14 protein-coding genes are annotated in these 18,259 nt (G+C 66.3%); 4 read left to right on the top strand and 10 right to left on the bottom strand.

Features of this window, described 5'->3' with window-relative positions; all coding sequences use genetic code 11:
- Positions 1-717: 717 nt before the first annotated feature.
- The 3 genes from AC4AMJ_RS01505 to AC4AMJ_RS01495 all read left to right on the top strand — a co-directional run bounded on the left by AC4AMJ_RS01505 (position 718) and on the right by AC4AMJ_RS01495 (position 4,272).
- Positions 718-2,139 carry a nucleobase:cation symporter-2 family protein gene (locus tag AC4AMJ_RS01505; protein ID WP_489916845.1) on the top strand — a complete coding sequence of 474 codons (1,422 nt, stop codon included), beginning with the start codon at positions 718-720 and terminating at the stop codon, positions 2,137-2,139.
- A gap of 71 nt (positions 2,140-2,210) precedes the next feature.
- Complete coding sequence (locus AC4AMJ_RS01500) at positions 2,211-2,687, top strand: nucleoside deaminase (protein ID WP_489916843.1); 477 nt, start codon at positions 2,211-2,213, stop codon at positions 2,685-2,687.
- 37 nt (positions 2,688-2,724) lie between these two features.
- The gene (locus AC4AMJ_RS01495) at positions 2,725-4,272 is read left to right on the top strand and encodes a PucR family transcriptional regulator (protein ID WP_489916841.1); all 1,548 of its coding nucleotides are present in this window, start codon (positions 2,725-2,727) and stop codon (positions 4,270-4,272) included.
- A gap of 37 nt (positions 4,273-4,309) precedes the next feature.
- On the opposite strand, the gene AC4AMJ_RS01490 is transcribed toward AC4AMJ_RS01495, so the two are convergent.
- The 8 genes from AC4AMJ_RS01490 to AC4AMJ_RS01455 form a co-directional block, all read right to left on the bottom strand.
- Complete coding sequence (locus AC4AMJ_RS01490; protein ID WP_489916839.1) at positions 4,310-5,908, bottom strand: acyl-CoA synthetase; 1,599 nt, start codon at positions 5,906-5,908, stop codon at positions 4,310-4,312.
- Between the two features lie 93 nt (positions 5,909-6,001).
- Positions 6,002-6,421: a MerR family transcriptional regulator gene (locus AC4AMJ_RS01485; RefSeq protein ID WP_489916837.1), complete on the bottom strand. Its 420-nt coding sequence runs from the start codon at positions 6,419-6,421 to the stop codon at positions 6,002-6,004.
- A 422-nt stretch (positions 6,422-6,843) separates the two neighbouring features.
- A complete protein-coding gene (locus AC4AMJ_RS01480) occupies positions 6,844-8,340 on the bottom strand; it encodes a SulP family inorganic anion transporter (protein WP_489916835.1) in 1,497 nt (498 codons plus the stop codon).
- A 258-nt stretch (positions 8,341-8,598) separates the two neighbouring features.
- Positions 8,599-9,198: a TetR/AcrR family transcriptional regulator gene (locus tag AC4AMJ_RS01475; RefSeq protein ID WP_489916833.1), complete on the bottom strand. Its 600-nt coding sequence runs from the start codon at positions 9,196-9,198 to the stop codon at positions 8,599-8,601.
- Positions 9,199-9,290: 92 nt separating this feature from the next.
- The gene (locus AC4AMJ_RS01470; RefSeq protein WP_489897353.1) at positions 9,291-10,799 is read right to left on the bottom strand and encodes an aldehyde dehydrogenase family protein; all 1,509 of its coding nucleotides are present in this window, start codon (positions 10,797-10,799) and stop codon (positions 9,291-9,293) included.
- Positions 10,800-11,084: 285 nt separating this feature from the next.
- On the bottom strand, positions 11,085-12,239 hold the full coding sequence (locus AC4AMJ_RS01465; protein ID WP_489916831.1) for an acetyl-CoA C-acetyltransferase: 1,155 nt from the start codon (positions 12,237-12,239) through the stop codon (positions 11,085-11,087).
- 22 nt (positions 12,240-12,261) lie between these two features.
- The gene (locus AC4AMJ_RS01460) at positions 12,262-13,098 is read right to left on the bottom strand and encodes an SDR family oxidoreductase (protein WP_489916829.1); all 837 of its coding nucleotides are present in this window, start codon (positions 13,096-13,098) and stop codon (positions 12,262-12,264) included.
- Positions 13,099-13,109: 11 nt separating this feature from the next.
- The gene (locus AC4AMJ_RS01455) at positions 13,110-14,405 is read right to left on the bottom strand and encodes an acyl-CoA dehydrogenase family protein (RefSeq protein WP_489916827.1); all 1,296 of its coding nucleotides are present in this window, start codon (positions 14,403-14,405) and stop codon (positions 13,110-13,112) included.
- A gap of 42 nt (positions 14,406-14,447) precedes the next feature.
- Between AC4AMJ_RS01455 and AC4AMJ_RS01450 the strand changes: the two genes are divergently transcribed.
- Positions 14,448-16,007, top strand: a complete 1,560-nt coding sequence (locus AC4AMJ_RS01450; protein WP_489916825.1) for a FadD3 family acyl-CoA ligase — start codon at positions 14,448-14,450, stop codon at positions 16,005-16,007.
- 15 nt (positions 16,008-16,022) lie between these two features.
- Here AC4AMJ_RS01450 and lysS read toward each other — a convergent pair whose 3' ends face one another.
- Both lysS and AC4AMJ_RS01440 read right to left on the bottom strand, forming a co-directional pair.
- Positions 16,023-17,579 (bottom strand): lysine--tRNA ligase, encoded by a 1,557-nt coding sequence (lysS, locus tag AC4AMJ_RS01445; protein ID WP_489916823.1) that lies wholly within the window; start codon positions 17,577-17,579, stop codon positions 16,023-16,025.
- Positions 17,580-17,644: 65 nt separating this feature from the next.
- Positions 17,645-18,076 (bottom strand): rhodanese-like domain-containing protein, encoded by a 432-nt coding sequence (locus tag AC4AMJ_RS01440; RefSeq protein WP_489916821.1) that lies wholly within the window; start codon positions 18,074-18,076, stop codon positions 17,645-17,647.
- Positions 18,077-18,259: the final 183 nt, after the last annotated feature.

Here is an 18,259-nt window from a genome sequence, read left to right as displayed (position 1 = left end):
CATGTGCCATCGCGCCTCGGCTTCCATCACCCGACCAATCGAGATCCCGGATCGTGTTCGCCATCGAGCGCCCGCTATTCGAGATGGCGTCGGCGGGCGCCTGGAGGCCGGCGCCGATTCCCGCCAATCGCTCAGGATGCCAGCTCGCGACCAACCCACGAGTTGGTGTGTCGGCCACTATTTCGCCTCTGACGGTGGCTGGTTCAGCGCTCCGGAGTTCGCGATGGATCGCGCCGCCGCCTCGTCCGTGCCCGTGTAGGTGTTCGCTGCGTCACCGAGTAAGTTGCCGGTCTGTTGTATGTGACCAGACACGGTCATGACGGCTTTCTCGATACACAGTCCCAGCCCTGACGCTGCGCTTGCGACCGGCGAGCCGGGCATCGCCTCAGCTGCGCCGTCCGGAGATGGCGTGGCTTGCGCTTCGGTCACTGCCCGCGAAAGCCCGTACAGCGATCCCGACGCGCTACGAAGGTCGTCCGGCGTCACCTCTGCTGCCATGTCACCCCCCGATGTGCAGCACTGTGTGCGAATCCAACCTAGCAAAAGCCCCGAATCGGACGCCGTCAACGTCGGCCAGATGAATGACTCCTATGATCATAGGAAGAACATGCCGGAGTATCACCAATTACTGCGATGACCTTTGCTGGTTCATAGCAATAGCGTCGAGATCACGGCACACCGCGTGCCCCGACTCATCGCTCCAGGAAGGTCTCGCCGATGTCCATTGGCCTCACGCGCGACAAACGCTCCCCAGCCGGGGACGCCGAAGTCGCGCCTCATATGCCCGCCCCCGTCGACGAGCGGGTCGGCTTCGGCCGGTCGGTCTCGCTCGGCTTCCAACACGTCCTGGTGATGTACGCCGGTGTGGTCGCGGTGCCACTCATCTTCGCCCAAACCATGGGCTTGTCCGCATCGCAGACGATCACCCTGCTGAACATCAACCTGATCATCGGCGGCGTCGGCACTCTCATCCAGACCCTCGGCATCTGGCGATTCGGGGCCCGCTTCCCGCTCGTACAGGGCGCGTCCTTCATCGGATTGGCTCCGTCGCTGCTGATCGGGCAGGACTACGGCCTGCAGTATGTGTTCGGCTCGGTTATCGCCGCGGGTCTGATCACCCTCGTGGCGGCACCGCTCCTCGGGCAGGTGCTCCGGCTGTTCCCACCGGTGGTCATCGGCAGTGTGATCACCATCGTCGGCATCTCACTCATGCCCGCCGCAGCCGGCTGGTTCGGTGGAGGTCAGGACAGTCCCGACTTCGGTTCGGCCGCCAACCTGGCCCTCGGCGCTGCGACCGTCGTACTGATTGTCGGTCTCTACGCCCTCACCCGGGGTGTCTGGCGAAACCTGTCGATCCTGGTCACCCTGTTGGTGGGCACGGTCGTCGCGCTCGCCTTCGGCATGACCGACTTCGGTGAGGTCGGTTCCGCGTCGTGGGTGGGTCTGTCGAACCCCTTCGAACTCGGCGCACCGAAGTTCGCTGTGGTCCCCGTCCTGGTGATGACGCTCTCGATGTTGGTCATCGTTGCGGAAACCACCGGCAACATGCTGGCGATCGGCCGGATGGCCGAGACCGAGGTGACCCCACCCCGACTCGCCGGCGCATTCCGCGGCGACGGACTCTCGACCGCGATCGGCGGCATCTTCCACGGTTTCCCACTCAACGCGTTCAGCCAGAACTCGGGTCTGATCGCGATGACCGGGGTCCGCAGCCGGTTCGTCGTCGCAACCGGCGGCATCCTGATGGTGCTCATGGGTCTCCTGCCGAAGCTCGGTGCGATCGTGGCCGCCATCCCGCCATCGGTTCTCGGCGGCGCCGCGATCGTCATGTTCGGCATGACCACGGCCGCCGGTGTCCAGGAGCTCGCCCGAGTGCGCTTCGAGGGAACCAACAACGCTCTCGTCGTCGCGGTGGCGATCAGTGTCGGTGTGCTGCCGATGGCGGCGCCCACGCTGTTCGAGCGCTTCGACGGTCCGCTCGGCATGATCCTGTCGTCGGGAATCCTATTGGGCACAGCGGCCGCGGTCGTGCTGAACCTCGTCTGCAACCTGCGCGGGGACGCACCGTCGCACCCCGTCAGCGGCACGCCGAACACGACACCGCACAACGCAACCGACGATCTCGAAGTGGCCCGCTGAGCGGCCACTCCCCCATCACCATCAACTCTCGAGGAGACACCATGTCCGCACCTGTCGCAGAAACTACGATCATGACCCCTGCCGACCTCGATCACCTGCGCGCGGCCATCGCCCTGGCAGCCGAGGCGCGCGCCGACGGCCGCCACCCGTTTGCCGCACTGGTCGTCGACGGCACGGGGCAGCGCATCGCGACGGCGATGAACAACTCCCGGCCGCCGACCGGCGACCCGACCCAGCATGCGGAACTGTGCGCCGTCGCCGAGGCGGCCCGCAAGATCGCGCCCGAGCAGCTCGCCGCCGCAACCCTTTACACCAGCGCCGAGCCGTGTGCGATGTGCGCCGGCGCGGTGTACTGGACCGGGGTCGGGCGAGTCGTGTACGCGCTCAGCGAGACCCGTCTGCTCGAGCTCACCGGGGACAACCCCGAGAACCCGACATTCGCGCTGCCGTGCCGTGAGGTGTTCGCCCGGGGGCAGCGACAGATCGAGGTGTGTGGTCCGATATTGGAGGACGAGGCCGCCGAGGCACACATCGGGTTCTGGCGGTGACCGAAGGACGTGATTCGATGACCCCCTTCCGCGCAGCATGCGCGTAGCGGACCTGATCGACCTCGGGCTCCGTCCCCTCGCAGTGGACGACCCGGGGTTCGATCGCGTTCTGCGTTGGGTGTACACGACGGATCTCCCGGATCCACGCCCGTTCATCTACGGCGGCGAGCTCGTGTTGACCTCTGAGGGCTGGTACGACGGGACCGTCGACAGCTGCCGACGGTTCGTCGGGGCCCTCGTCGATCGTGCCGCAGCGGCACTCGTCGTCGGCGACATCCTGCACGGGAAGGTGCCCGAGCCGATCATCGAGATCGCGCGAAGCGGGGGCCTCCCACTACTGTTCGCACCCGCCGAGGTCTCGTACAACGCACTGTCGCAAGAGGTGACCCAACGAATCTCCGCCGATCGACACAACGAGGCCACCGCGACGGCCGGTGAATACCGACAGCTGATCACGGCCCTCGTGACCGGCCACAGTTCTGCGGAACTGTTGACCGTGACGGCTCGACAGAGCGGGCTCCAGGCCTGCGCCATGAGTGCGGTGGGCCGTGTCATCGCCAGCTCTTCCGACCATCGCCCACTGTCGCCCGGTGACCGGGATACGATCATTCGAAAGACCCTTGCCGCCGTTCGCCTTCCGCTGGTCGTCACGTTGACGGACCGTACCGCCACGATCTCCGCGGTGGGTCGCCGAACCGCGCGCGCCGGTTATCTCGTGGTGGACGGTGACATCGACGACTGGAAGGCGCGCCAGCGGCGCATCATCGACGAGACAACCGAACTGCTGTCGCTGTCCATGCTCGCCGACGCCGAACGGTTCTGGCAGGGCCAGGCCGCCCAGCAGGTGTGGGCGCGGATGCTCGCCGACGACTCGACATCGGACGGTCGGGTCCGGGAGCGTCTGCGGCAGGCGGGAATCGATGTCCGACAACCAACGGTGGTGGTCTCGCTGACGGCCGCCGACGCACATCGGGACGGGACCATCGCAGCCGATCTCGTCGTCACCACGATCGGCACCCCCGAAGCCGCGCTGGTACTGAGCCAACAGGAACCGGAACGGTCGATGACGGTGTTCCTCCCCTGGGAGGGCGAGGTCGTCCAATTCGCCGAGAAACTGGAGGATCGTGCCCGCAGACTCACTGCGGCGCTGGCGGGGTCGACCATCAGAGCGGGTGTCGCCGCGATCGAAGGCTCCGTACGGTCTGCCCTGGAGGCAACGCGGGAGGCGCGACGCCTCGCCGCCGCCCAGGGCGGCGACTTCGCGGTCGCCACCGCTCGCGACATCGACACCTACGCAGGGCTGTTGGCGCAAGTGCCGGCACAGCGCAGGGCCGCGTTCCGTACTCGAGTGCTCGGCGGGGTACTCGACGACCCGTCGAGCGCCGAACATCTCCGCACGCTCGAGGCCTTTCTCCGACACAACGGCTCCTGGCAGCGGGCCGCCGACGAGTTGCACATCCACGTCAGCACACTGCATTACCGAATCGGCAGAATCGAATCGCTGCTCGGCCGAAATCTCGCCGCGCTTCCCGATCGCGTGGACTGCTACCTCGCACTGCAGATCACGGATGCCGCCGACGACTGAGCGCTGACGACCAAGCGCCGACCGCCTGTCAGGTCCCTCAGGCTTGAGCGATCTCCGCGTGCCGGACCCGCAGATCCTTCTTCAGGATCTTGCCGCTCGGGTTCTTCGGCAGCGCATCGGCGATGACGACATACTTCGGGCGCTTGTAGGCGGCCAGCACCCCGGCAACATGCTCGGAGACCTGTTCCTCGGTGAGCGCCGTATCAGGCTTCGGTACCACGACGGCGGTCACCGCTTCGATCCACTTCGGGTGCGGCACACCGAACACCGCGACCTCGGCGACACCGTCGAGCAGGTAGATGGCCTCCTCGACCTCGCGTGAGGCGACGTTCTCCCCGCCGGTCTTGATCATGTCCTTCTTGCGGTCGACCACCGACAGGTAGCCGTCGGCGTCGATGATGCCGAGGTCGCCGGAGTGGAACCAGCCGTTGCGGAATGCGGCCGCGGTCTTGTCCTCGTCGTTGTAGTAGCCGAGACAACTGTGTGGGCTGCGGTGCACGATCTCGCCCACCTCGCCGGTCGGGACCGGGTTGTCCTCGTCGTCGACGACTCGCGTCTCGACGTTGAGTGCGGCCCGGCCGGCCGACCCCGCACGCTCGATCTGTTCGTGGGGCAGCAGGATCGTTGCGAGCGGCGACATCTCGGTCTGCCCGTAGAAGTTCCACAACGAGACGTCGGGCAGACGCCGCGACATCTCCCGCAGCACCTCGACCGGCATCGGTGAGGCGCCGTAGTAGCCCTTGCGCAACGACGACAGATCGCGGCGGTCGAAATCCGGGTGCCGCAGCAAGGAGATCCACACCGTCGGTGGGCAGAACAGCTTGGTCACCCGCTGCGATTCAATGGTCGCGAGGATCGCCGCCGGGTCGGGGCCGGGCAGGATGATGCTGGTCGCACCGAGATAGACGTCGACCGACAGAAAGCAGTCCAGTTGCGCGCAGTGGAACAGCGGCAGCGAGTGGACCTCCACGTCGTCGCCGCTCATCCCACCGTCGATGATGCACGAGACATACTGGGTGATCAGCGATTTCGACGACAGCAGCACACCCTTCGGACGAGATTCGGTGCCCGAGGTGTACATCAGGCGCAGCGGGTCGTCGTCGGCGACGATCGCATTCGGCGACGTGACGTCTCCGGTGAGCATCCAGTCGTCGACGGTCTCCCAGCCACTTTCGACGGCTGACCCACCCATCGCGATGAACCCACGGGCGACGTCGGTGAGGCCCGACAGCTCCATCGCCTTGGCGACCGTCGGCACCAGCGCATCCTCGGCCACCACCGCACCGGCACCCGAATGCTCGAGGATGAACGCGATCTCCTCGGACCCCAAGCCGAAGTTCACCGGCACGAGGACCACACCGAGCCGGGCGGTCGCATAGTGCAGGACCGCGAACTGCCAGCTGTTGTGGCTCACCAGCGCCAGCCGGTCCCCCTTCACCAGGCCACGGTCCGTCAGCGCATTGGCACAGCGGTTCACCGCATCGTCGAACTCGGCGAAAGTCAGTGTCCGATCGCCGTTGATGATCGCCACCTTGTTCGGCACCCGCAGCGCGGTTCGTCGCAGCAGGTCACCCAGGGTGTGCTGCCGTGCGGTGTCGATCGCCGCAGTCGTGTGATCCGAGAACTGCCCTGCCATGTCCTGCCCTTCGCCACGTACACCGTCCGGTATGTACCGATGAACGATACGTGTTCCACCTCACAGCGAACGACGGAACCCGGCGGACTCGGGTCAGCCCAGGTGGCCGGCCTCCGCATGCTCGGCGAGTTGGCCGGTGAGCTCGCGGGCGTAATCGAGTTGGCGGGCCAGTTTGACGCAGGCCTGCTCGGCGCGCGTGTGGAACTCCCCCAACGTCGCGCGCGCGGCCTGCACCTCGTCCGCAGTGCTTTCCTGATCGGCGAGGATGTCCTGCGCGGCGAGGAGTTGGCGCATGTCGTCGAGGGTGAAGCCGAGCGGCTTCATCCGGCGGATGGTCAGCAGGCGGTCGATGTCGCTGCGGGTGTAGAGCCGGAATCCGCCGGCGGATCGCGCCGACGGCACGACGAGGCCGACTTCGTCGTAGTGGCGGATCGTCTTGATCGACAGCTCGGTTTCGGCGGCGACCTCGCCGATCTGGAGGTGTTCGGCGTCAGCGTTGTTGTCGGTCGTCACGAGTTGCTTCTTTGTCGTTGTCGGGTGTTGTTGGGGCACAACGGCACCGATCCCTGAGGAGCGAGCTTGCGAGCGTCACCACCCGATCCCTGAGGAGCGAGCTTGCGAGCGCTCCCCATCGATCCCTGAGGAGCGAGCTTGCGAGCGTCACGAAGGGCCCTTCGTGACGCATCCTCGCAAGCTCGGAGGCTCCTCAGGGACCGAGGGCGGCACGCTCGGAGGCTCCTCAGGGACCGAGGGCGGCACGCTCGGAGGCTCCTCAGGGACCGAGGGCGGCACGCTCGGAGGCTCCTCAGGGACCGAGGGCGGCACGCTCGGAGGCTCCTCAGGGACCGAGGGCGGCACGCTCGGAGGCTCCTCAGGGACCGAGGGCGGCACGCTCGGAGGCTCCTCAGGGACCGAAGCTGGGTCACAATCGCCCCTCAGTGCCCGGCCAGATGCCCGCTGAGCCGCTCATGACGTTCGGCACTGTTGTCGTTGAGTCCGGTGATGGTGACGTTCTTGCCCTTGGCCTCGTATTTCGTGGTGATGGCGTCCAAGGTGGCCACGCTGGAGGCGTCCCACACGTGGGACTCGCTCATGTCGATGATGACGTTGACCGGGTCGCCGACATAGTCGAACTGGTAGATCAGGTCGTTGCTGGACGCGAAGAAGAGCTCGCCACGAACCGCGTAAACGGTGGTGTCCTCATCGGGATGAGCGATCTGCACGACCTCGGTCATGTGCGCGACACGGCGCGCGAAGAGCACCATCGCGGTGATCACGCCGACGATGACACCGTAGGCGAGGTTGTTGGTGGCGACGGTGACGACGACGGTCGCGAGCATGACGGTGGTCTCGCTCTTGGGCATGCGCCGCAACGTTTTCGGGTTGATGCTATGCCAGTCCATGGTGCCGACGGAGACCATGATCATCACCGCCACCAGTGCCGCCATGGGGATCAGCGCGACGATGTCGCCCAACCCCACCACCAGGATCAGCAGGAAGACACCGGCCAGGAACGTGGAGATGCGGGTCCGCGCGCCGGAGACCTTCACGTTGATCATCGTCTGCCCGATCATCGCGCAGCCGCCCATGCCGCCGAAGAAGCCGGTCACGATGTTGGCGACGCCCTGGCCGACGGCCTCGCGGGACTTGTTCGAGTGGGTGTCGGTGATGTCGTCGACGAACTTGGCGGTCATTAGCGATTCGAGCAGGCCGACGAGCGCCATCGTGAAGGCATACGGCGCGATGATCGTGAAGGTGTGCCAGGTGAACGGGACGTCGGGGATCAGCAGCGACGGCAGGCTGTCGGGCAGTTTGCCCTCGTCGCCGACATTCGGCAGCGAGAACCCACACGCCACCGTGACCGCCGTCAGCAGCACGATCGCCACCAGCGGTGCCGGGATGACGGTGGTGATCTTGGGCAGCGCGACGATGATCGCGAGGCCCACCGCGACCATCGGGTACACCAGCCACGGCACCCCGATCAGGTGCGGAAGCTGAGCGGAGAAGATCAAGATCGCCAGGGCGTTGACGAAGCCGACCATCACGCTGCGCGGCACGAAGCGCATCAGCTTCGCCACCCCGATACCGCCGAGAATCATCTGGATGACACCGGCGAGGATGACAGCGGCGATCAGATAGTCCAGGCCATGGCTTTTCACCAGCGGCGCCACCACCAGCGCCACCGCGCCGGTCGCCGCCGAGATCATCGCCGGCCGACCACCGACGATCGCGATCGTGACGGCCATCGTGAACGACGCGAACAGCCCGACCCGCGGGTCCACGCCGGCGATGATCGAGAACGAGATCGCCTCCGGGATCAACGCGAGTGCGACCACGAGACCGGCGAGCACTTCGGTGCGCAGCCTGCGGGGCGATCGGAACGCCGCGAGTACTGACTGCTCCTGCTGCGGGGATACGGCAGTCGTGGTCATCAAGCTCCTTCGGACACCGCACGTCCGCGCGGAATCAGTCGGCGACGTCGCCGACAAAGACATCGGGGCGCCGACGCTTCGTTGCGTCGAGCGCGAAAGACATTGCCTCGAAGCCGATTTCACATCGTCTCCAGGATGGCGCGGAGCATCGATGCGAACGGTCGGGCGCAGCCCTGAACTCTACCCTTACGGGAGGGTAGAGTGACAAATCCCGGGGGCCGCCTGTGGCCTATGACACAACCAGGCGAGGGAGATGGGTCAGCGCGGCAGGATGCCGTCGAGCACGATCGACAGATATTGGGCCGCGATGTCGTCGGCAGACAAGGCGCCACCGGGCCGGTACCACCGAACCGCCACCCACACGGTGTCACGCAGGAACCGGTAGGCCAGCTCGACGTCGAGATCGGCGCGGAACTCGCCGTCGTCGACCCCGCGCCGCAGCACCGCGTGCCAGAGCTGTCGGAACTCGGTGTTGAGTTCACCGATGTAGGCGAAGCGATCCTGCGTGGCCAGCCGCTTGGCTTCGTCCTGGTAGATCGCGACGGCGTTGCGCTGCGCGTCGATCGATTCGAACGACGCCACGACCAGTCCACGAAGGGTTTCCGCGGCGCTCAGACCGGCCGCGGCGATGTCCCGGTAGCGGGCGAACAGGTCGTCGAGAAAGCCGCGCAGGATCTCGTCGACCATCGATTCTTTGGAGTCGAAATGGTGATAGAGACTGCCGGACAAGATACCGGCGGCGTCGGCGATGTCGCGTACTGTGGTCGACCGCAAGCCCTGCTCGGCGAACATCTTGCCGGCCGTGGTCAGCAGTTCATCGCGCCTGGTGGAGCTGGAGACGGTGCCGCGGGGAGCCATTGGTCCACCCTAGCAAGCGCTTGGCCGGGTCCGCGGCGTGCGAACCCGGCCAAGCTGGGCGAACCCAGTGAGAGAATCGAGGAGAACCTGCGTCAGCTCTTCTTGAGCTTCTTGATCGCGCGCTTGTTCAGCCGCGTCCACAGCTTGAGCTGACCGTCGGTCATCTTCTTGTCGCGGGCGGTGAACGGCGGCGACATCATCTCTGCGATCGACATCGGCAGCGTCGACACGGTGACCGCGCGGGCGTGACTGAAGGTCTCGAAGCCGAAGCGGCCGTGATAGTTGCCCATGCCGCTCTTGCCGACACCACCGAACGGCAGACCACCACTGAACAGGTGGGTGGCGAAGTCGTTGGCGTTCACCGACCCGCTGCGGGTGCTGTCGATCAGCGTCGCGAAGTTCTCGTTGTCGTCGCCGGACCAGTACATCGTCAGCGGATGCGGGTGACTGCTGATGTGGCTGATCGCCTCCGACAGCTCTCGGTACGGGTAGACCGTCAGCACCGGTCCGAAGACCTCGTCCTCCTCGATCTTCATGCCGGCCTTGACCCCGGTCAGCAGCGTCGGCGCGATCTTGCGGGCGTCGGCGTCGGGCAGCGACTCGCCCGCCGGGACGACCTGATGCTTGGTGGCACCGAGCTGTTCGGCGTCCTCGATGAGCCCGACGATGCGGTTGTAGTTCTTCTCGTTGATCGTCGCCGTGTACTCGGTGTTGGAGCGGATGGTGGGGAACTTGTCCTTCCAGCGCGCGATGACCTTGTCGGTGAACTCGCCCACCTTGGCCTCCGGCACGAAGACATAGTCCGGGCACAGGCAGACCTGACCGCCGTTGACCATCCGGGCGTCGGCGAGGAACTTCGCGGCCTTGTCGATGTCGGCGTCGATGTCGACCACGGCCGGGTTCTTGCCCCCGAGTTCGAGGGTGACGGGCACCAGGTTCTTGGCGGCCTCGACCGCCACCGATGCGCCGACCTCCGGCGATCCGGTGAAGAACATGTGGTCGACCTTGAGCTTGGCGAAGTCCGAACCCGAGCCGTGTTTGCTGGTGATGACGGCGAGTTCCTCGACGGAGAAGTAGTCCGGCGCGTGCTTGGCGATCACGTCGGTGGTGCGCGCGGTGATCGACGACGGGCGCATCAGCACCCGGTTGCCGGCGGCGAAAGCCGAGCCGGCCGGAACGAAGGTCAGCTGCAGCGGAAAGTTCCAGGGACCCATGATGCCGACGACTCCGAGCGGGTCGTGGCGCAGGCGCTGCTTGAATCCGGCCAGGCCCTGCCCCTTGGCGACGTTGACCTCCTTCATCCACTTCTCGGCATGACGCCGCTGGTGGGTGAGGTCGATCATGCATCCGACGACGTCGGCGGCGACGGACAGCTCACGCGGGCGGCTGCCGAAATCGGCTTCGAGCGCCTCGGCGATCTCGTCGGCATTGTCGAGGAGCAACGACGACAGTCGGGTGATCCGATCGATCCGCGTTTTGGCATCGGGGATGCCGTCACGCAGGAACGCGGCGCGCTGGATCTCCAGCAGCTCGGTCATCGTGTGGGCTTCCGACGACACCCGTTCGGCCGTCGCCTTCGTCACCTCTGCTGGTTTGGTCATGTGAGATCCTCCGACTCGTACCTGTGGTCACGTGGTCGCCCATGAGACGAACACCCACGTTTGTTCCACCATAGTATGCGTCAGATCACACCGTTCTGGCTACATGGGTTTTCAGATGGTGGTTCGAGTGCTTCGCGCCGCTCGGGACCTTTCGTGCCTTCGCTAGTTTCGCCTCCGCGGCGTTTCGCGACCGGACCTTTCGGCGACCTTCGCGACCCGGCGTTTCGCGACTCGGCGTTTCGCGACCGGGCCTTTCGCTCCGTGCGGAGCGTTCGCGCGTTAGGTCTAGATCCGTTCGATGATGGTGACGTTCGCGGTACCGCCGCCTTCGCACATGGTCTGCAGGCCGTAGCGGCCGCCGGTGCGTTCGAGCTCGTTGAGCAGGGTCGCGAACAGTTTCGCACCGGTGGCGCCGAGCGGGTGGCCGAGCGCGATGGCGCCGCCGTTGCGGTTGACCTTTGCCGGGTCGGCGCCGGTCTCCTTCAGCCACGCGAGCACCACCGAGGCGAATGCTTCGTTGATCTCGACGACGTCGATGTCATCGATCGACAGGCCGGCCTTGCCGAGCGCGTACTTCGTCGCCGGGATCGGCGCCGACAGCATCATCACCGGATCATCGCCGCGGACCGACATGTGATGGATGCGGGCTCGTGGGGTCAGGCCGTACTCCTTGAGCGCGCTCTCGGAGACGACGAGGGTGGCCGAGGCACCGTCGGAGATCTGCGATGACACGGCCGCCGTCAGGCGCGAACCCTCGGCCAGTGGCGCGAGGCCGGCCATCTTCTCCATCGACGTCTCGCGTGGGCACTCGTCGACGACACAGTCGCCGAGCGGCACGTTCTCCTTCTCGAACCGTCCTTCGGCGATCGCGGCGCGGGCGCGCTCGTGCGACTGCAATGCCCAGCGCTCCATGTCCTCGCGGCTGATGTCCCACCGCTGCGCCATCATGTCGGCACCATTGAACTGGGAGATCGGTGCATCGCCGAAGCGCTCGCGCCAGCCTGCGGATTCTGCTGTGGGCGTGGTGAATCCGAGTTCCTGCCCGGCGATCATCGCCTGGGAGATCGGGATCGCGCTCATGTTCTGCACGCCGCCGGCGACCACGACGTCCTGGGTTCCGCTCATCACGCCCTGCGCGGCGAAGTGGATGGCCTGCTGCGACGATCCGCACTGGCGGTCCACGGTGGTGCCGGGGATGTCGAGTGGGAGTCCGGCGGCCAGCCACGCGGTGCGGGCGATGTTGCCGGCCTGCGGGCCGATCGCGTCGACACACCCGAACACCACGTCGTCGACGACGTTGGGATCGATGCCGGTGCGTTCGACGAGCGCCGAGAGGACGTGGGCACCGAGGTCGGCGGGGTGCGTCTTCGCCAACGATCCGTTGCGTTTGCCGACCGGGGTGCGGATGGCGTCGACGATGTAAGCCTGCGGTGTGGTCATGGTCAATTCTCCGATTCTGTTGTCAGGCACGCTGGCTGGAGATCGAGACGACCTCGCCGGTGAGATAGGTGGTGTAGTCGCTGGCCAGCATTGCGATGGTGGCGGCGACCTCCCAGACCTCGGCCGCCCGGCCGTAGGCCTCGCGCGAGGCGAGTTCGTCGAGGAGTTCATCGCTGGTGACCTTGGCGAGGAACGGATGCTTGGCGATCGACGGTGCGATCGCGTTGATCCGTACGCCGAACTCGGCGGCCTCCACGGCGGAGCACCGGGTCAGGGCCATCACACCCGCTTTCGCGGCCGCGTAATGGGCCTGGCCGCGCTGCGCCCGCCAGCCGAGTACGGAGGCGTTGTTCACGATGACGCCGCCGTGTTCGACGGCGCGGAAGTAACGCAGCGCAGCGCGGGTGGCACGGAAGGTCCCGTTGAGGGTGATGTCGAGCACCCGGTCCCATTCTTCGTCGGTCATGTCGGCCACGGGAGTCTCGCCACCGAGGCCGGCGTTGTTGACCAATACGTCGATGCGGCCGAGTTCGCCTGCTGCAGCGGCAATCAGGGCGTCGACCTGTTCGGACTCCTGCACGTTGCAGACGATCTGACCGACGGTCTGGTCGGCAAACTCCGACGCGAGTCTCTCCTGCGCCTCGCCGAGCCGACGCTCATGCCAGTCGCTGATCACCACGTCCGCGCCCTCCATGAGGGCACGGCGGGCCGTCGCGAAGCCGATGCCGGTGCCCGCGGCGGCGGTCACCACCACCTTGCGGCCGAGGAGAAGCCCGTGGCCGGGAGTCTCCTGCGGTGGGGTGGCCAGTGGCGAGCGCTTCTGGTCCACCGTCGTCCCCGTCATCGTCGCATCCGTCATCGTCGCATCCGTCACTGTCGGGCCTCTCGCGGTAGGCCGAGCACCCGCTCGGCGATGATGTTGCGTTGCACCTCGTTCGAGCCGCCATAGATGGTGTCCGCGCGGGTGAACAGGAAGAGTCGCTGCCATTCGTCGAGCTCGACGTGGTCCGGATCGGTGATGTCGTTCTCGGCACCTTCTGCGGTGTGGGTCGGCCCGTACAGCGAGACGGCGCCTACCACGGCCATCGCAAGCTCACCGAGGTCGCGATGCCAATTGGCCCACAACAGCTTCGACACCGACGCCGCACCGGCCGCGGCGTCGAAGGGCCCACTCGCTCCGTTCCCGGCAGACACGATGTCGCCGGCAAGTGTGCGCTGCGCGTTCGCCCGCATCACCTTGAGCCCGACCCATGCGCGGGTGATCCGCGACGCGATCTCCGGGTTACGCCCCGCACCATTGGCTTTCGCGATCTCGATGAGATTGTCGAGCTCGCGTTCGAAGCCCACCTGCTGACCGAGTGTGGAGACCCCGCGCTCGAACTGCAGCAGGCCCATCGCGACCGCCCAGCCCTCCCCCGGTTCGCCGACGATGAGGTCGGCGTCGGTCACGGCATCGTCGAAGAAGACCTCGTTGAATTCCGATGTGCCGGTGAGCTGTTGGATGGGCCGGACGGTGACACCGGGTTGGTCGATCGGGACGAGCAGGAAGCTGAGGCCCTTGTGCCGCGTGGAGCCCTTTTCGGTTCGGGCGATCACGAAGCACCATTGCGCGACATGCGCCAGGGAGGTCCACACCTTCTGCCCGTTGATGATCCACTTGTCACCGTCGAGCCGGGCGGCAGTGGAGACCCCGGCGAGGTCCGACCCGGCGCCGGGCTCCGAATAGCCCTGAGCCCAGAGTTCGGTGACGTCGACGATGCCGGGCAGGAACCTCTGCTTCTGCTCCTCGGTGCCGTACTCGATGAGCGTCGGCCCGAGCAGTTCTTCGCCCAGATGGTTCACACGGGCAGGTGCGTTCGCCCGGGCGTACTCCTGGTGGAAGATGATCCGCTGTTCCAGGGTGGCGCCGCGTCCGCCGTAGCGGGTCGGCCAGCCGAGGCAGGTCCAGCCCGCATTCGCCAGGTGTCGATCCCAGGCGAGTCGGTCGTCGAAGAACTCGTGCTCGCTGCCGGGACCGCCACGGCCCTTCAGGTGCGCGAACTCGCCGGCGAGGTTCTCGTCGAGCCACGCCCGGACAGCTATGGCGAACTGTTCGGCGGCATCGGGCACCGTCTTCGCCCATTCGCCGAGGTCGACAGACCGATCGGCCAGGTTGATCGAGGTCATGGTCGCTAGCTTAGCGCACCAAGCAAGTGCTAGGTTGGGGGCATGGAGGCGATCCTGACGACCCCGGCTGCCCTGCGCCGGGCCGCACAGACCTGGCCCGACCGAACTGCCATCGTCGACGAGCAATGGACATCGTCGTCACACCCGCAGGTCACTCTCACCTGGTCGGAGTTCGCCGATGCGGTGCGCACCTTCGCGGCTGCCCTGATCGCGTCCGGGATCAACGCCGGCGACCGGGTCGCGATCTGGTCACCCAACAGCTACCACTGGCCGATCGCCGCACTGGGCGCCCAGTATGCGGGCGCCGCCGTGGTGCCGTTGAACAGTCGCTACACCGCAGGCGAAGCCGTCGAGATCATCACGCGGTCGGATGCGCGCGCGGTGGTGGCGTCCGGCGAGTTCCTCGGCGTCGACCACCTGGCGGACCTCATGCGCGATCACGCCGACGCGATGCCCGACGTCGTGGTCGGCGTGACGTTGAACGGCTCGGCCGCGGTTCCGGAGGGCGCCGACGAATGGTCGGTCTTCCTCGACCGCGCCACCGACGCCACCCGTGACGAGTCCGAGTGTCGTGCGGATGCGGTATCCCCCGAGGACATCTCGGATATCCTGTTCACGTCGGGAACCACCGGGAAGTCGAAAGGTGTGCTGGCCGAACACCAGCAGACGATGGCCGGTTCCTACGCGTGGGGTTCGAACGGTCGCCTGTCCCCCGACGACCGCTACCTGATGGTCAACCCGTACTTCCACACCTTCGGCTACAAGGCCGGCATCCTGCCCTGCACGCTGTTCGGGGTGACCATGCTGCCGTTGGCCGTCTATTCCCCGGCTGAGGCGATGAAGCTCGCCGAAGCGCAGCGTGCGACGGTCTTCCCGGGCGCGCCGACGATCTTCCAGACCATCCTCGACGACCCCGCCCGCGCTGATCACGATCTGTCGTCGCTGCGGCTGGTGGTCACCGGCGCGGCCATCGTTCCGGTGGTGCTCATCGAACGACTGCAGAGCGACCTCGGCGTCGAGACCGTGGTCACCGCGTACGGGCTCACCGAGGCCAGCGGATTCGTCTCGACCTGCACTCCTGACGACGATGACGAGACCGTCGCGAACACCTGCGGTCGTGCGTTCGAGGGCATGGAGATCACGCTGTCGGAGCAAGGCGAGGTGTTGGCGCGCGGCAAGATGGTGATGCGCGGCTACCTCGACGACGAGACCGCGACCAAGGAGACCATCGACGCCGACGGATGGCTGCACACCGGCGACATCGGCACCATCGATGAGCGCGGCAACCTGAAGATCACCGACCGACTCAAAGACATGTACATCTGCGGCGGGTTCAACGTCTATCCGGCGGAGATCGAGCAGACCCTCGCGCGCCTCGACGGCGTCATCGAGTCGGCCGTGATCGGGGTACCCGACGAGCGTCTCGGCGAGGTGGGACGGGCCTATCTCACGGTGCGCGACGGGGTGCCGCTCGACGAGGCCAGGGTGATCGCCTACTGCAAGGAGCACCTGGCGAACTTCAAGGTGCCGCGGTCGGTGGTGGTCCTCGATGCGTTCCCCCGCAACGCGGCCGGCAAGATCCTCAAACGCAATCTCGCCTGACCCATCGGGCCGCGCTCAGGCGCGCGGCTTGACCAGCGGGAACAGAATCGTTTCGCGGATGCCGAGGCCGGTCAGCGCCATCAGCAGACGGTCGATGCCCATACCGGTACCTGCGGTGGGCGGCATGCCGTATTCCATGGCGGTCAGGAATTCCTCGTCGAGCTTCATCGCCTCGTCGTCGCCGGCGGCGGCCAGGCGCGCCTGGTCGACGAAGCGTTCCCGCTGGATCACCGGGTCGACGAGTTCGGAGTAGCCGGTGGCCAATTCGAAGCCGCGCACGTACAGGTCCCACTTCTCCACCACACCGGGCACCGATCGATGCGCACGCACCAGCGGCGACGTCTCGACCGGGAAGTCGCGCACGAACACCGGCTGGCTCAGATGCTGCCCCACCATGTGCTCCCAGAGCTCTTCGACGATCTTGCCGTGTCCGTAGCCCTTGTCCTTGGGGATCTCCAGGCCGACGCGAGCGGCGATCGCGAGCAGTTCGTCCACCGACGTCTGGGCCGGGACGATCTCCTGGCCCAGTGCCTGCGAGAGCGACGGATACATCTCCAACGATGTCCACTCACCGGACAGGTCGTATTCGGTGCCGTCGGGCATCACGGGGGTCAGTGTGCCGAGCGCACCCATCGAGACCTCTTGCACGAGTTCACGCGTCATCACCGCGGCATCGTCGTAGGTGCCGTACGCCTGATAGGTCTCGAGCATCGCGAACTCGGGTGAGTGCGTGGAGTCGGCGCCCTCGTTGCGGAAGTTGCGGTTGATCTCGAAGACCCGCTCGATGCCACCCACGACGCAGCGCTTGAGGAACAGCTCCGGCGCGATGCGCAGATACAGATCGATGTCGAAGGCATTGGAATGGGTCACGAACGGTCGTGCCGCGGCACCGCCGTGCAAGGTTTGCAGCATCGGCGTCTCGACCTCGAGGAAGTCCCGCTTCGCCAGTGCCGCACGCAGTTCCGACATGACAGCGACGCGGGTCCGCGCGGTCTCGCGCGCCTCCGGACGGACGATGAGGTCCACGTAGCGCTGCCGCACCCGGGACTCCTCATTCATCTCCTTGTGCGCGACAGGCAAGGGACGCAGCGCCTTTGACGCCATCTCCCAGCCGTCGGCCATCACCGACAGCTCACCGGTTCGAGAGCTGATCACCTGTCCGTGCACGAAAACGATGTCACCGAGGTCCACCTCGACCTTCCAGCGCGCGAGAGCATCCTCGCCGACGCCGTTGAAGCTGATCATGGCCTGCAGTTGGGTACCGTCACCCTCCTGGAGTGTGGCGAAGCACAGCTTGCCCTTGTTGCGGAGGAAGATGACCCGCCCCGCGACGCCGACGATCTCACCGGTCTCGGTGCCGGCCTCGAGGTCTGGAAAGGTGGTGCGGATCTCGGACAGGCTGTGTGTCCGCGCGATGGACACCGGATAGGCCTCGCGTCCGTCACCCAGGATGGCCTCGCGCTTGTCCCGACGAATCCGGATCTGTTCCGGGGTGTGGTCGTCGGTGGCGTCGACGGCGGCCGCGGTCGGTCCGCCGCTGGGGGCATTCTGGGTGGTCGGGGTGTTACTCACCCCCGAAACCCTATCGGAATCGTGCCGACGAACCGATTCGTGGTCGCAGCGACGGCGCAGCCTGGTCAGTGCGCCGAGATGGCAGCCAGTTCCTGATCACTGATCCGGCCGGCGATGCGCGAACGGCGCAACGCGCGGAAGCCGCCGACGACGAAGACCGCGCCGGAGACACCGCGGGCCTGCAGATGCCAGGCGAGCCATTCCGCCTCGTGGCCGTCGTCGCTGATCAGCAGCCACCGGGCATCGGGTGCGGCGGCGCGCAGCGAATCCGGGTGGCCAGGTGTGAGGCGCGGCAGGACATCGGTGGCGTCGATGGCCAGCGCGCCGGACAGCACACCGTCGAGCTGGCGTTTGCGCTGGCTGCGTACGTCGACGGCGATCACGCCATCGGCGATCAACCTTGCGTAGTCGGTCGCCTGAGCCGAGAGGGGTGCATCACTGGACGGCGCGACGATGGGTTCTGTGGTGACAGCAGATGTGCCGAGGACGGCGGTCATGAGAAGTCCTGAGGGTGATCGAATTGAGCGGGGGTCGTCGAAGAAGGGCGGCCGCAGATGCGGAACTCAGCCCTGACAACACTCCAGACAGCTCTTGATCACGGCAGACAGTGTGCCATAGATCGGCGGTCTGCACTAGCCCTGATGCGCTGTACGCGACCCGCGGATCGAGTAGCGACGAGC

The sequence above is a fragment of the Gordonia sp. LMA484 genome (assembly GCF_058129505.1).
Note: the sequence above shows the minus strand (reverse complement) of the source record. Positions and strands in the feature narration are given on the sequence as shown.

Excerpts from the sequence above, each read along its gene's own strand:
- AC4AMJ_RS01500 (WP_489916843.1), top strand. The coding sequence starts at position 2,211 with ATGACCCCTGCCGACCTCGATCACCTGCGCGCGGCCATCGCCCTGGCA.
- AC4AMJ_RS01455 (WP_489916827.1), bottom strand. The coding sequence starts at position 14,405 with ATGACCTCGATCAACCTGGCCGATCGGTCTGTCGACCTCGGCGAATGG.
- AC4AMJ_RS01505 (WP_489916845.1), top strand. The coding sequence starts at position 718 with ATGTCCATTGGCCTCACGCGCGACAAACGCTCCCCAGCCGGGGACGCC.
- AC4AMJ_RS01490 (WP_489916839.1), bottom strand. The coding sequence starts at position 5,908 with ATGGCAGGGCAGTTCTCGGATCACACGACTGCGGCGATCGACACCGCA.
- AC4AMJ_RS01480 (WP_489916835.1), bottom strand. The coding sequence starts at position 8,340 with ATGACCACGACTGCCGTATCCCCGCAGCAGGAGCAGTCAGTACTCGCG.
- AC4AMJ_RS01495 (WP_489916841.1), top strand. The coding sequence starts at position 2,725 with ATGCGCGTAGCGGACCTGATCGACCTCGGGCTCCGTCCCCTCGCAGTG.
- AC4AMJ_RS01475 (WP_489916833.1), bottom strand. The coding sequence starts at position 9,198 with ATGGCTCCCCGCGGCACCGTCTCCAGCTCCACCAGGCGCGATGAACTG.
- AC4AMJ_RS01465 (WP_489916831.1), bottom strand. The coding sequence starts at position 12,239 with ATGACCACACCGCAGGCTTACATCGTCGACGCCATCCGCACCCCGGTC.
- AC4AMJ_RS01450 (WP_489916825.1), top strand. The coding sequence starts at position 14,448 with ATGGAGGCGATCCTGACGACCCCGGCTGCCCTGCGCCGGGCCGCACAG.
- AC4AMJ_RS01440 (WP_489916821.1), bottom strand. The coding sequence starts at position 18,076 with ATGACCGCCGTCCTCGGCACATCTGCTGTCACCACAGAACCCATCGTC.
- AC4AMJ_RS01460 (WP_489916829.1), bottom strand. The coding sequence starts at position 13,098 with ATGACGGATGCGACGATGACGGGGACGACGGTGGACCAGAAGCGCTCG.
- AC4AMJ_RS01470 (WP_489897353.1), bottom strand. The coding sequence starts at position 10,799 with ATGACCAAACCAGCAGAGGTGACGAAGGCGACGGCCGAACGGGTGTCG.